The following is a 13,102-nucleotide window of genomic DNA, read 5'->3' as shown; positions in this document are numbered from 1 at the left end:
GTGATCGCCTATGACAGCGGTAACCGTCTGCTTCATCACAAATACGACAATTTCTCAGGCAAAAACGCCGCCACTGCAGCCGTTACAGAATTTTTATGGCGTTTGCGCCGTAATTTGCTAAAATTGCGTGACTTTGCGAGCAGGAGCCTTCCAAAAAGCCCTGTGAGCCTGACGGAACAACTACTCAAGCGCATCTTGACCATCACACTTGCCGGGTCTGGGAAACCAGACCCGGCTTTTTATTGGCCAAGTTATCAGGCCTCTGCATAGGGCCATTGGCGCTATGCAGGGATCAGTCCGTCAGCGCAGGGTTTTCTGCATCGAGATGTGGGCAATGCCCGCTTCCTCATAGGGCTCGCCCACCACGCTGAATCCCGCACGCAGGTAGAAGCTCTCGGCCGTGCGCTGCGCATGCAGCTCGACCTGCCGCTTGCCCTGGCGAGCGGCGGCATCCACCAAGGCATCGAGCACCTGGCGGCCCAGGCGGCCACCGCGCAGCGGCTTGGCCACGGCCATGCGGCCAATGCGCATCACATCGGCACGGTGTTCGTCCTGCGCGCTGGGCAACATGCGGCCGGTGGCCACGCACATGTCCAGGCCATTGAGCGCCACCGCATGCAACGCGCTGACATCAAAGGCATCGGCCTCGATCTCGGCGGGAATGCCCTGCTCTCGCACAAAGACCTGCATGCGCAGGCGCATCGCCTCCTGGCCCAGCACATTCCAGCTGCCGGTTTTCAGCGTCACCATGTCCTCGCCCGCTTCAAAGCGCTGCACCATGCTGCGGTAAGCCTGGGGCAGTGGCTGGGGCTGCTGCGCAGCATCGGCAAACACATAGACCATGGTCGCCGTGGCCAGCAGCTTGTCGGCGCAATAGATCGCCGCCTCGTACTGCACCGAGGTGTGGCCCAGCTTGGCCACGCGCAAGCCGATGTCGATCACATCATCCAGGCGGGCCGAGGCATGGAATTCGAGCTGCGTGGCACGCAGGAACAGCTCGCCACCGAGGCGCTGCATCCCTTCCTCGTAGGGCACGGCCAGCTGGCGCCAGTACTCGGACATCGCAATGTCTACATAGCTCAGGTAGTGGGCGTTGAAGACCACCTTCTGCAGATCGACCTCGGACCAGCGCACGCGCTGGCGGCTGCGGCAGCGAAAATCGGAAAGGCTTCGGGCGGGGGTCTCGAACAGGATCTGGGAAGAGGAACTCATGGTCTTTTCTGGATTAGAAATAAGGGCAATCTGGCGGCGGTCTGGCAGCGGTCCTGCTCAGTCAAACGCAGCCCGCAGCGCCCGGGCCATCTGCGCATGGCAGGCCCGCGCTTCCTTGAGCGCGCGGCCCATTTTCACAAACTCATGGGCCACGCCGGCATAGGTGTGCAGGTCCACCTCGATGCCGGCGGCGCGCAAGCGGTCGGCATACATGACGCCCTCGTCCACCAGCGAATCGCATTGCGCCAGGTGGATGCTGGCAGGCGCCAGGCCGCGCAGATCCGGCGCCAGCAACGGCGCAAAGCGCCAATCTTCGCGGTCGGCGAGCGAGCGCAGGTAGTTGCTGAACATCCAGCTGATCATCGGCTTGGTCAGGATCGGGCCCTCGCTGTAGCGGGCGTGCGAAGGCGTATCTTGGTGGGCTGCGCAACCGGGATAGATCAGCAGCTGCAAGGCCAGGTCGATACCGGCATCGCGTGCCAGGATCGCGTTGACCGCCGCCAGGGTGCCACCTGCACTGTCGCCCCCCACCGCCACACGGCCGGTATCGGCCCCCAGCGCCATGCCTTCGGCCACCAGCCACTGCAAGGCATCCCAGGCATCGTTGCTGGCGGTGGGAAAGCGGTGCTCGGGCGCCAGGCGGTAGTCCACCGAGACGACCATGCAGCCCGCTTGGTGCGCCAACTCGCGGCACAGCGTGTCATGCGTGTCCACGCTGCCGATCGTGAAGCCGCCACCATGGGTGAACAGCAGCACCGGTTGCAGCGGATCCCAACTGGCGGCATAGAGCCGCGCCGGTATCTGAAAACCATCGCGCGCAGGGATGTGCAGATCCTCGACGCGGGCCAGCGCGGGCTTGGCAATCTCCAGCACCCCGGCGCCGACGCCGTAGGCCTGGCGCGCCTGCTCCACCGTCATCTCCCACAGGGGGGTGTGCTGGGCGCGGGCCATGCGCTCGACCACGCTGCGCATCGTGGGGGTCAGCTCTGCGACCACATCGGCAGGCATCGGCAGTTCGGCGGGGAGATGGGCTTTGGAGCGAGGTGAAGCGTCAGACATACAACGTTGCCCGGCCAGCAGGCAAGGGCGCAATTCAGGGACAAGGCCGGCTGATTATCGGCCATTGCCCATTCACGACGGGGCATCTCGGTCACCCATGTTTTAAGGCCCTGCCAATGCGGCAGAGCCCTGCTTCACCGCTGCCCAAGGCTGCCCGGATTTACTCGAAACGCAGCTCCACCGGCTGCGCACCCTCCAAGCCCTTGTACTCCACCCGGATCTGCTGGCCGGGCTGCGGCGGCAGCAGCGCCGAATAGGACCCCAGGCTGATCCAGTCGCCCACCTTGAGCCGCTGGCCTTCGGCCTGAAGGGCCTGCGCCAGCCAGACCACGGCGTTGAGCGGCTGGCCCATCAGATCGCCGCCACGCCCGCCGCCCAGCCGCGCGCCGCTCTGGTCGGTGATGTCGACCTGCATGCTCTGCAGCGCATTCAACAGCGCGTAACGCTCGGCCCGGAATTGCGGCACCGCCAGTGCCTGGCCCATCACGCCCATGCGCGCACCCACGTTGATGGCCTCAACGGCCGCGCCATCGAGCTGGGCGGGGTTCTCCACCACCAGGTCAGGCAGCTCCACAAACGGGACGATGCGGTCAATGTGGTTGAGCACCTGCAGCGGCGTTGTCGCGCGGTTGATGGCGCTGCTGGAGACGCGTACCAGCATGTCCGCCTCAAACATCGGCCGCGCGCCAAAGGCGGCGGGCACCGCACTGCGGTTGGGCAGCAAGGCCCCCTCGTACAGCACACCCCATACCGGCTTGTCGGTCTGAAAGCGTTTTTGCATGGCCGCGCTGGTCAGCCCCGCCTTGTAGCCAATGGGCTTCTTGCCCTGGGCTGCCCAGGCGGCATGGAGCTTGTTGCGGCTGCATTTGCCATCGGCCTCGGTCATCGCACCCGCCGACGGCACGGGCTGCTTGGCCTCATAGGCCTGCAGCCACTGCGCGACCTGTGCGTCATCCAGGCAAGCGGCCTGGGCCAGGCTGCTGCAGGCAGCCAGGCAGGCGGCCAGCCAAAGTGGGGAGCGGCGAATACGCAAAGCTGGGTGCATCATCCAAAGTCTCCTGTTCCAAGAACCTGTTCCGAATGCGGTTTTGTAGACCGCCCCGGGCACCAACATACCACCCGCATCGACCGGACTGACTAGGGAAAGCGCGCAGCCTGCGCGGCCTAGCGACCATCCGCCTGCTTTTGCTTGATGCAGGTCATGCCGCCATAGCCACAAAGCAACAGACGCTATAGTATTTGCGTAACCACCCGGCGACAGGAGACCCAAGATGCGCAGCGTGTATGAGCCCGCCAATGCCGTGCAAGCCCATGTTCTGCAGGACGTGCTGCGCCAGCACGGCATAGCCAGTTTTGTCAGCGGTGAGCATCTGCAAGGCGCAATCGGCGAGCTGCCAGCGGGCAGCCTGCTGCGTTTGTGGGTCGATGAGGCCGACTGGTCCGCTGCTCGCCGCGCGCTGGAGGAGTGGGAGCGTGCCCCGCTGATCGATGACGCCGAGCTGGCCCGGGCCGACCCCAGCCTGGGTGAGCAGCCGCCGTCTGCGCCCGCGCACGATGGTCGCTTTGATTCGCGCTTTGACCTGGCCTGCGACCCAGGTGTGCGTGCCGCTTCGCAGCGGGACGGCGAACAAGAAGCCTACAGCGACGCCCGGCGCTGGTATCCCTGCTGGTGGGCCGGCGGCGCGGCGCTGTTGGCGCTGTGTCTGCACTACCTGCTCGGCGGCGTGCCTCAGGCGGATACCACGGGCGATGCGGGTGCTACGGAGCAGACCCGGCAAGCCCCCGATACCGCGTCCGCCCACAGTGAACGCGGGCAAGCAGCACCCACAGGCAGCCGATGAACGGCAGCGGTTGCGATGCGCCTCAAGCGGGCTGTCCCGGCCTCCGCTGACGTTGCAAAGTATCAAATACCGATACCAATCCGGCGTAAAAACCTAGCAAGCAACCAAATATTGGCATCTGCTGCAGCGCGATGCCGACAATCGCGCCATCGCAAATCGCAGCAAGCCCGCATGCATTCTGGTCACCAATGGCCAAAACGGCAGCGCGCCAATGCGATGATGGCGACCGAGGAGAACGAGAGAGATATGACCGCCCCCATTCCAGCGCCCCTGGCCCCTGAGTTCAGCGCCCTGTCCACACTGCCGGACTTGTTTGCCTACCGTTGCAACAACACCCCCGAGCGCGAAGCCTACCGCTGGTTCGATACCGCGACGAATGCCTGGCAATCCTTCAGCTGGGCCGATATGCAAACCAAGGTGGCTCTGTGGAGCCAGGCGCTGCACGGCCTGCAGCTGGCGCGTGGCGCACGCATCGCCACCTTGCTGACCCACAGCGTGCATGCCATCTGCATCGACCAGGCCGGCATGGCCCAGGCCTGCGCCACCGTGCCGCTGCATGCCAATGACAACCCCGGCAATATCGCCTTTATCCTGGCCGATGCCGGCGCCTCGCTGCTGCTCATCAACCGCCTGGAGACCTGGGAGCAGATCGTGGCCACCGGCACGCCGCTGCCGGCGCTGCGCTGCGTGGTGATCGACGACCCCGAGCAAGCAGCCATCCCCGTCCAGGCCGGCAGCGATGGCTTGGCGCGCGTGGTGCGCTTGCAGGACTGGCTGGCCGAGGCCCATGGCAGCAGCCCTCGCGCGCAGGCCCAACAGGCACCCCAGGCTGAGGACATGGCCGCCATCGTCTACACCAGCGGCACCACCGGCAAGCCCAAAGGGGTGATGCTCAGCCACCGCAATGTGCTGAGCGACGTCAAAGCCGTGCTGGGCCGTGTGGTGCCCACGCAGGACGATGTCTTTCTGTCCTTTCTGCCGGTGTCGCACACCTTCGAGCGCAGCTGCGGCTACTACCTGCCGATGGCAGTCGCGAGCACGGTGGTCTATGCCCGCTCGGTTGCGCTGCTGGCCGAGGACATGCTCAGCATCCGCCCGACCATCCTTGTGTCGGTGCCCCGCATCTACGAACGCATCTACGCGAAGATCCAGGAAAAGCTGACCAAGTCGGCGTTCAAGCGCGCGCTGTTTGCGGCCGCCGTGTCCAAAGGCTGGGCCCGCCACTGCGCGGCCCATGGTCTGGTGAACACCGATCCCCCGCAAGGCGGTTGGGCGCGCTGGCTCCCCTGGCCGCTGCTGCAGAAAAAAGTGGCCCAACCCATCCTCGATTTGTTTGGCGGCCGGCTGCGCATCGCGGTGACGGGAGGCGCGGCCATTCCCTCGGTGGTATCGCACAGCTTTTTGGGCCTGGGGCTGAATGTGCTGCAAGGCTTTGGCATGACCGAAACCTCGCCGGTGCTGACCGCCAACTCGTTGCAGCACAACGACCCCTCCACCGTGGGCAAGCCGCTCGACGGTATGGAAGTGCGCATTGGCGAGAACAAGGAGCTGCAGGCACGCGGCCCCAACATCATGATGGGCTACTGGGGCCGTCCGGAAGACACACGCCAGGCCTTCACCGAAGATGGCTGGCTGCGCACCGGTGACCAGGCCGAGCTGGTCGGTGGCGAGGTGCGCATTGTGGGCCGCATCAAGGAGATCATCGTCACCGCCACTGGCGAGAAGGTGCCGCCCTCGGACATCGAGCAGGCGCTTTGCGCCGACCCGCTGTTCGAACAGAGCTTTGTCGTCGGTGAGCACCAGCCCTTTATCGCCTGTGTGGCCGTGGTCAACCGCGAAGAATGGAAGCAACTGGCCGTCAGCCTCGGCCTGGACCCGGACAACAGCGTCAGCCTGCAGGCCAGCGCCGTGCGCAAGATCGCGCTCGAGCGCATTGCTGCGCAATGCCAGGGCCTGGCCAAATATGCGGTGCCGCGTGCGGTCTACCTGGTCACCGAGCCCTGGACCATCGACAACGGCCTGATGACCCCGACCCTGAAGCTGCGCCGCCCCCAGCTGATGCAGAAGTTCGCCGCCGAGATCGCGAACCTCTACGCGAAGTAAATCGCAGCGCCGAAATGCAAAACCGCCGATGCCCTCTGCAGGCATTGGCGGTTTTTGTATCTCTGCTGCAGAGGGGTCTGGGTTGCGGAGCTGCTGGTACGGTCCGGCGCTTACTTCTTGGGGAAATAGTAGTTCAGCAACGCGCCGGCACCATCGACACCTGCCTTGGACGACCATTCACGGGCGAACTTCTCGCCCATCAGATCCAGCGCGCGGCGCAGTTCGTAGGAAGGCTGGCTGATCTTGGTGCCATGCTCGACCAGCACCTTCTGCGCCGCATCGTCGGCATCCTTGGCCAACTGCCAGCCGCGCGCTTCGGCCTGTTTGGCGGCAGTGTCCAGCGCTGTCTTGGCGCTGTCGGACAAGCCCGTCCAGCTCTTCTCGCTCATCAGGATCAGGTTCTTCGGAATCCAGGCGCGCATGTCGATGAAAATGCCCATCGCGTTCCAGGACTGGCTGTCCACGCCGGTGGTACTGGATGTCAACATCACATCGACCTTGCCTGCCTGGATGGCCTTGGCCAGATCGTTGGCAGGGGTGTCCACCGGGGTTGCGCCCGCCACCTCCGCGATGTACTTGGAGGCAACATTGTTGACGCGGAATTTCTGGCCCTTGACGTCTTCGAGCTTGTTCACCGGCGCGCGCGAGAACAGGCCCTGGCCCGGCCATGGCGCGGTGTAGAGCAGGCGAATGCCTTGCTTTTTCAGCAGCGCCTCGATCGGTTCACGCGTGGCTGCCCACAGGCGCTTGGCATCGTCAAAGCTGCGCACGATAAACGGCAGCGAATCGATCGCGAAAGCCGGGTACTGGTCGCTGAAGTTCGACATGAAGATCTCACCGATCGCCAGATCGCCCTTGCTGAGCGCAGGCATCACCTGGTTCATCGGCATCAGCTTGGCGTTGGTGACCACCTCGATCTGCAGCCCACCCTGGCTCAGGCCATTGGCTTCACGGGCGAACTGTGTCAGGTTGCGGGTGTGGAACAACGCGTCGGTGTAGGCGCCAGCGCATTTGAGCGGCGTGGCAGCCGCTCTGGCCATATGGGGAAGCGACCCGACCAGCCCGGAGCCTGCCGCCAGGCCCATGCGGGCGAGCACTTTGCGCCGGGACGGACTGGCAAGCGTTTCGTTGGTGTTGTGATCTGCCATATGACGATTCCTTGGTATCTGAGCCAGGCATCCCCCATTCCGGTGGATGCTGCAGGCCGCATGTGTACTGAAAAGCCCCACAAAGAGCAAACGCTGCCCGCAGCCCCATGGCGAGCCATGCGACGCATTCAGCAACCGTGCCATTCGATTTATTTGGTCACTAACGTCACAAATTTTGTGAGGAGGCGACGCAATCTATCTTGGCCTGCGCAACAAAGCAATCGCTATCGATCACCGGTGAGACATTGCTTGATGCAAGTCAGTTGTTGCCGCGCCAGAAGTTGGCGATGACTAGCATTTAGTCACAGCACACACTTTCTGAAACTACAAAAATAATAGCTGCTTTCCTCCCCTCCGAGGGACGAAAGCAGCCATTTTTTAGCGGATAGATGTATGCGCCCCACAGCGGGACTTCAACGGCAGCGGCCGCTCTGTGCATCGCCACCCCGGCAGGTTGGCAGCTGCTCGCCTGCCGCGCCGCGAGGCATGCGGCTCAGACTTCAGGCTGCCAGCGCGGCATTCAGATCCTGCGCGCGGTAGTACTGGCCAAAGCGGTTGGCGATGAAGTCGGACAGTGCGATCGATTCTTGCGCAATGAAGCCCTTCTGTGGCAGCACCCCGCTCGCGACCAGATCGAGCGCGCAGCAGATACCGGCAGCGGTAGTCAGCTGGATGGCAGTGAGTGCATGGCCGGCCACCGTGGTGCCCACAATACGGGCCGAGTAGGACTCCTGCATCAGCCGCTCACCCTTGTAGCCCGTGGCGCTGGCAAAGATCACGATCACATCCTGGCGCGTGGCAGCAATTGCGTTGTCAAAAATCTCGTTGAGCAGTTCGCGCTTGTCGCGCAGCTTGAGCTCGTTGAGCAGGATCTTCAGGATCGCGCAGTGGCCGGGGTAGCGGATGGACTTGTAGTCCACATTGCGCGCCTTGCCGGCCCAGGTTTCCGTCAAGGTGCCCAGGCCGCCGCTGGTGTTGAAGGCTTCATACTCGATGCCATCCAGCGCAAAGGTCTCCAGCCCTTCGAGGGCATGCACCGTCAAAGGCTGGCCATCGACCAGCGCCTCGCAGGGGTTGATGTACTCGTTGATCAGGCCCTCGGTGCTCCAGGTCAGGTTGTAGCGCAGGCTGCCTTGCGGGTAACGGGGCAGCGCACCGACGCGCATCTTCAGGTCATGCAAGGTGTCGAAATGCTTGGCCACGTCGTTGCCCACAATGCCGATAAAGCCAGGAGCCAGGCCGCACTGGGGCATCAGCACGCTGCCGGCCTTGGCGGCAATCTTGCGGATCGCATGGGTGGACTGCACATCTTCGGTCAGGTCAAAGTAATGCACGCCATGTGCAGCGGCAACGCCGGCGACTTCGATCGCCATGTGGAAGGGCAGCGCATTGAGCACCGCGAACTGGCCTTGCACGGCCGGCAACAGATCACCGCCCTTGCCAATCTGCACCGTCTCCAGACCCAACGCGGCAGCGGCCTTGAGCTGTGCCTTGGACTGGTCGGCAATGCGCAGCTGGTAGCCGCCCGCCGCCTGCAGCAGCACGGCCATCGCAAAGCCGATTTTGCCGGCGCCCAGGATGGTCACTTTCTTGTCGGCGGGGGCCTTGGTGGAATTGGCTTGGACGGACTTTTTGCTGGTTTTGTCGTTCATGGTTGGCTCTCTGATCAGGGTGAATGATGGAGAAATGTTACAACCGGCAGTTGTCAAAATGAACATATTAAAGCGTCATATTATTTGTTTTATCTAGCCATTTCAGCAATATTTCACGACACATCAACCAAAATAATGGTTAACCCGTAGGTTAATGTGTCGCAAATCAGGGGTTTCGTTGCCCCAGGCACAATGGGCGGCTCGCACTCACTCCATCCTCTTTTTCCGCTATCCGTATCCAAACCATGGCCGATTCCGCATCCAACAAAGTTCTTCGTTTTCTGCTGGCACGCGACATCCTCAAGGACAAGTCGCGCGAAGATCTGTTGGCCAAGCTGGAGGCCGCCGGTTTCAATGGCGAACATGCCGAGCTGTTCATCGCCCAGGCAGAAAAGCGTGTGCTGGCACGCAACCGGCGTTGCGCGGTCATTTCAGCGGTGGTCGTAGCCGTGTTGCTGGGCCGCGTGGTCTGGGGACCTTATGCAAACAACCCAGACATGCAGCTGCTGCTGGGCGTGATGGCCGCCATCTTTGCCGCGGCCGGCTTTTACTTCTGGTTTGTCGCGCGCTGGCAGGCGCCGCTGCCCAAGGCCAGCGCTTCATAGCATCTACATGCATTCAGTTACAGCATAGGCGCACCTGAACGCTAGCTCCCGCTGGTATGTCAGGCCGATAAAGCAGCGCATCGGGTGGTGTACGTTGGTGTTGGCGTGCGCTCGCTTGCTGCCCAAAATTGCACCCACCACCCTCCCCGGCTTTGTTCTGCGCCGATAATGCGCTGTCGCGGACATGACATAGATCAAGCCGCGCCTCTCTCCAGCCCATGCGATGGGTCTGCCGGGCTCTGCGGCCCCAGACCCGCCATCCGCCCGCCCACGGCGATGCAGCGATTCGCATAACTCAATAGTGACAATGGATAAACACAACACGCGACCCGGCTTGGTTTCCAAGGCCTGGCTGCTTCTTCTGGGCCTGTGCCTGCTGGCCTCGGGCCTGTTCTTTGCTGTCTATGGCTACCAGTTGGTGGCGCTGCAAGGCAGTTGGTATTTTCTGATCAGCGGCATGGCGCTGGTCCTCTCGGGCCTGCTGATTGCCGCCGCGCGCCCCGGTGGCGCCTGGCTGTATGCACTGACCTTGCTGGCAACGGCGGTCTGGGCCGTAGCCGATGTGGGCCTGGATTTCTGGCCGCTGGTCTCGCGCCTGCTGCTGCTTGCGGGCATCGGTATTGTGGTGGCGCTGTCCTTCCCGGTGCTGCGCCGTGCACGCGGCCAAGCGGCTGTCAAGTCGGGCTCCACCGTGGTGGCCGGCCTGCTGCTGCTGGGTTGCCTGGCGACCGTGGGCGGCATGTTCCTGCCCCACGCGTCGGTGTCGGCCAAGTCGGATGCGACCGTGCTGCAACCGGTGGCCAAGGGCCAGGCGCCTGCTGACTGGGCGCACTATGGCAGCACGCCAGGCGGTACCCGCTTTGCGGCGCTGGACCAGATCACGCGCAGCAATGTCAAGGATCTGCAGGTGGCCTGGAGCTACCAGACCGGTGATGTGCCGGTGAGCCCTGGCGGCGGCGGTGCCGAAGACCAGCTGACCCCGCTGCAGATTGGCAACCAGGTCTTTGTCTGCACCCCACACAACAATGTGATCGCGCTGGACGCGACCACCGGCAAGGAACTCTGGAAGACCGAGATCAATGCCAAGCAGAAAAAGTGGATGCGCTGCCGTGGCCTGGCCTATTTTGATGCCGCCCAGCCGCTGAGCCAGCCCACGGTGGCCGGCGCAACGCCGGTGCAGGCCGTGAGCGTGGCGCCTGGCGCCGCCTGCCAACGCCGCATTCTGATGAACAGCGTGGCGCCTGAGCTGATCGCCCTGGACGCCGACACCGGCGCCTTCTGCGAAGACTTTGGTACCCACGGCCGCGTGGACCTGCGCAATGGCATGGGCAAGGGCGCTGACAAGGGCGAGTACTACCCCACCTCCGCCCCCACCCTGGCCGGCACCACCATCGTGATTGGTGGCCGCGTGGCCGACAATGTCAGCACTGACATGCCTGGCGGCGTGGTGCGTGGCTTTGATGTGGTGAGCGGCGCGCTGCGCTGGGCCTTTGACCCGGGCAACCCTGACGACCAGACCGCCCCCGCTGAAGGCAAGACCTATGTGCGCTCGACCCCCAACGTCTGGGCACCGATGTCCTACGACCCGCAATCCAACACTGTGTTCATGCCTGTGGGCAGCGCGGCGGTGGACCTCTGGGGTGTGAAGCACACCGCGCTGGACCGCAAGTACGGTGCCTCGATGCTGGCCGTGGATGCCAGCACCGGCAAGGAAAAATGGGTCTACCAGACCGTGCATGATGACCTCTGGGACTTCGACGTGCCGATGCAGCCTTCGTTGGTGGACTTCCCCGGCGCTGGTGGCAAGACCACGCCTGCGTTGGTGTTCGGCACCAAGGCCAGCCAGATCTTTGTGCTGGACCGCGCAACCGGCCAGCCCCTGACCCAGGTGGAAGAGCGCCGCGTGCCCGCTGGCAAGATCGAGGGCGAAACCTACTCGCCCACCCAGCCCTTCTCGGTCGGCATGCCCAACATCGGCGCCGACGACATGCGCGAATCCGACATGTGGGGTGCGACGCCGTTTGACCAGTTGCTCTGCCGCCTGAAGTTCAAGTCCAAGCGCTACACCGGCCTGTTCACGCCGCCGGGCACCGATGCATCGCTGAACCTGCCCGGCTCGCTGGGTGGCATGAACTGGGGTGGCATCTCGGTCGACCCGACCAACAACTACCTGTTCATCAACGACATGCGCGTGGGCCTGGAAGTGCAGCTGATCAAGGCCGACCCTGCCGATGCCGGCGCCAAGTCCGATGGCAACGAAGCCGCTGCGATCACCAAACCCGTGCCGCTGGATGGCACGCCTTATGCGATCAACGCCAAGGTGCGCTTCATGTCGCCACTGGAGATCCCTTGCCAGAAGCCGCCTTTTGGCACGCTGACCGCCGTGGACCTGAAGACCCGGCAGATCGCCTGGCAAGTGCCGGTCGGCACCGTCAAGGACACGGGCCCCTTCGGCATCAAAATGGGCCTACCCATCCCCATTGGCATGCCCACCATTGGTGGCACCATGGCCACGCAAGGCGGCCTGGTCTTTATCGCCGCCACGCAGGATTACTACCTGCGCGCCTATGAAACCGGCACAGGCCAGGAAGTGTGGAAAGCACGTCTGCCCGTGGGCAGCCAGGGCACGCCCATCAGCTACCAGTCGCCAGTGACAGGCCAGCAGTTTGTACTGGTCTCGGCAGGCGGTGCACGCAACTCGCCTGACCGTGGCGACTATGTGATCGCCTACGCGCTGCCACGCCGCTGATCCGCCTCGGCCTCAGCCGCCCGGTGCAAGACTTCCCGCCAAGGAAGGCCTTCACCGGGCTTTTTCATGCCTGCGCGCAATGCAGGGCATGGAGGCCGTGCGCCGACCCACCCCAAAACTGCCACAGGCTTTGATTTGCTATACATTGCATAGCAACACTGCATCGCGGCAATGCATCACAAATCAGCCAACCTCAGCAAAATCTGGTGTTCTCAGCCTTCCACCATGCCACGCATCCAGGCGGGCAGATCCACCGCCTTCTGGCGCGCAAAATCCACCCACAGCACGGTGGCGCCGCCGCTGGCGTAGACCTCGCCGGGCGCGTCCTGCTTTTCGATCTGGTACCAGGTCTCGAACGCGGTGCGCGCCGCGTCGCTGACATACATCTTCACCACCAGCCGGGCCGGGTACTCGATCTGCCGCAGGTAGTTGCAAAAGCAGTTCACCACCACCGGGCCCTGCCCCGCGCCATGGGGGGTGTCGCGTGTCGAGCGCAGCCACTCCACCCGCGCGCTTTCCATGTAGCGAAAATACACCGTGTTATTGACATGGCCCAGACTGTCCATATCCCCCAGCGAACATCCATCGGCGAGTCATGAACCCAGCGTTTGTGGTCAGGCAGCAAGATTTTCATAGACTGGCATATTACGGCCAAGCAGCGGGCGGCAGCGGCCAGGCCTTGTCGCCGACTTTCACTGGCACAAAGCCCCTGTCTCAGAAATCAGAGCGAAGA

General features: G+C 63.4%; 11 protein-coding genes. 5 read left to right on the top strand and 6 right to left on the bottom strand.

Annotated elements, in window-relative coordinates; translation table 11 throughout:
* Entirely contained in the window at positions 1-270 is a 270-nt protein-coding gene (locus MJ205_RS06140) for a hypothetical protein (RefSeq protein ID WP_239811652.1), read from the top strand.
* A 30-nt stretch (positions 271-300) separates the two neighbouring features.
* On the opposite strand, the gene MJ205_RS06135 is transcribed toward MJ205_RS06140, so the two are convergent.
* The 3 genes from MJ205_RS06135 to MJ205_RS06125 form a co-directional block, all read right to left on the bottom strand.
* The gene (locus MJ205_RS06135; RefSeq protein WP_239811651.1) at positions 301-1,212 is read right to left on the bottom strand and encodes a YbgC/FadM family acyl-CoA thioesterase; all 912 of its coding nucleotides are present in this window, start codon (positions 1,210-1,212) and stop codon (positions 301-303) included.
* A 57-nt stretch (positions 1,213-1,269) separates the two neighbouring features.
* A complete protein-coding gene (locus MJ205_RS06130) occupies positions 1,270-2,220 on the bottom strand; it encodes an alpha/beta hydrolase (protein ID WP_446715075.1) in 951 nt (316 codons plus the stop codon).
* Positions 2,221-2,431: 211 nt separating this feature from the next.
* Positions 2,432-3,316: a 2-keto-4-pentenoate hydratase gene (locus tag MJ205_RS06125; RefSeq protein ID WP_239811650.1), complete on the bottom strand. Its 885-nt coding sequence runs from the start codon at positions 3,314-3,316 to the stop codon at positions 2,432-2,434.
* Positions 3,317-3,542: 226 nt separating this feature from the next.
* Here MJ205_RS06125 and MJ205_RS06120 point away from each other — a divergent pair, with 226 nt between their 5' ends.
* Both MJ205_RS06120 and MJ205_RS06115 read left to right on the top strand, forming a co-directional pair.
* Positions 3,543-4,112 carry a putative signal transducing protein gene (locus MJ205_RS06120; protein WP_239811649.1) on the top strand — a complete coding sequence of 190 codons (570 nt, stop codon included), beginning with the start codon at positions 3,543-3,545 and terminating at the stop codon, positions 4,110-4,112.
* 246 nt (positions 4,113-4,358) lie between these two features.
* A complete protein-coding gene (locus MJ205_RS06115) occupies positions 4,359-6,215 on the top strand; it encodes an AMP-dependent synthetase/ligase (protein WP_239811648.1) in 1,857 nt (618 codons plus the stop codon).
* A gap of 110 nt (positions 6,216-6,325) precedes the next feature.
* Here the strand turns inward: MJ205_RS06115 and MJ205_RS06110 are convergent, their stop codons facing one another.
* Together MJ205_RS06110 and MJ205_RS06105 are read right to left on the bottom strand one after the other, a co-directional pair.
* The gene (locus MJ205_RS06110; RefSeq protein ID WP_239811647.1) at positions 6,326-7,363 is read right to left on the bottom strand and encodes a TRAP transporter substrate-binding protein; all 1,038 of its coding nucleotides are present in this window, start codon (positions 7,361-7,363) and stop codon (positions 6,326-6,328) included.
* 500 nt (positions 7,364-7,863) lie between these two features.
* On the bottom strand, positions 7,864-9,015 hold the full coding sequence (locus MJ205_RS06105) for a saccharopine dehydrogenase family protein (protein WP_239811646.1): 1,152 nt from the start codon (positions 9,013-9,015) through the stop codon (positions 7,864-7,866).
* Positions 9,016-9,260: 245 nt separating this feature from the next.
* On the opposite strand from MJ205_RS06105, the gene MJ205_RS06100 reads away from it, so the two are divergent.
* A complete protein-coding gene (locus MJ205_RS06100) occupies positions 9,261-9,620 on the top strand; it encodes a hypothetical protein (RefSeq protein ID WP_239811645.1) in 360 nt (119 codons plus the stop codon).
* A gap of 307 nt (positions 9,621-9,927) precedes the next feature.
* Entirely contained in the window at positions 9,928-12,369 is a 2,442-nt protein-coding gene (locus tag MJ205_RS06095; RefSeq protein ID WP_239811644.1) for a membrane-bound PQQ-dependent dehydrogenase, glucose/quinate/shikimate family, read from the top strand.
* A gap of 212 nt (positions 12,370-12,581) precedes the next feature.
* Here the strand turns inward: MJ205_RS06095 and MJ205_RS06090 are convergent, their stop codons facing one another.
* Positions 12,582-12,935: an acyl-CoA thioesterase gene (locus MJ205_RS06090; protein WP_342395178.1), complete on the bottom strand. Its 354-nt coding sequence runs from the start codon at positions 12,933-12,935 to the stop codon at positions 12,582-12,584.
* Positions 12,936-13,102: the final 167 nt, after the last annotated feature.

It is taken from the genome of Comamonas sp. B21-038 (genome assembly GCF_022387135.1).
GTDB classification, from domain to species: Bacteria; Pseudomonadota; Gammaproteobacteria; order Burkholderiales; family Burkholderiaceae_C; genus Comamonas; species Comamonas sediminis.
The sequence above is the reverse complement of the archived record's forward strand: the minus strand, read 5'-3'. Positions and strand labels throughout refer to the sequence as shown.

Excerpts from the sequence above, each read along its gene's own strand:
- MJ205_RS06135 (WP_239811651.1), bottom strand. The coding sequence starts at position 1,212 with ATGAGTTCCTCTTCCCAGATCCTGTTCGAGACCCCCGCCCGAAGCCTT.
- MJ205_RS06120 (WP_239811649.1), top strand. The coding sequence starts at position 3,543 with ATGCGCAGCGTGTATGAGCCCGCCAATGCCGTGCAAGCCCATGTTCTG.
- MJ205_RS06100 (WP_239811645.1), top strand. The coding sequence starts at position 9,261 with ATGGCCGATTCCGCATCCAACAAAGTTCTTCGTTTTCTGCTGGCACGC.
- MJ205_RS06095 (WP_239811644.1), top strand. The coding sequence starts at position 9,928 with ATGGATAAACACAACACGCGACCCGGCTTGGTTTCCAAGGCCTGGCTG.
- MJ205_RS06110 (WP_239811647.1), bottom strand. The coding sequence starts at position 7,363 with ATGGCAGATCACAACACCAACGAAACGCTTGCCAGTCCGTCCCGGCGC.
- MJ205_RS06130 (WP_446715075.1), bottom strand. The coding sequence starts at position 2,220 with ATGCCTGCCGATGTGGTCGCAGAGCTGACCCCCACGATGCGCAGCGTG.
- MJ205_RS06105 (WP_239811646.1), bottom strand. The coding sequence starts at position 9,015 with ATGAACGACAAAACCAGCAAAAAGTCCGTCCAAGCCAATTCCACCAAG.
- MJ205_RS06115 (WP_239811648.1), top strand. The coding sequence starts at position 4,359 with ATGACCGCCCCCATTCCAGCGCCCCTGGCCCCTGAGTTCAGCGCCCTG.
- MJ205_RS06125 (WP_239811650.1), bottom strand. The coding sequence starts at position 3,316 with ATGCACCCAGCTTTGCGTATTCGCCGCTCCCCACTTTGGCTGGCCGCC.
- MJ205_RS06090 (WP_342395178.1), bottom strand. The coding sequence starts at position 12,935 with ATGGACAGTCTGGGCCATGTCAATAACACGGTGTATTTTCGCTACATG.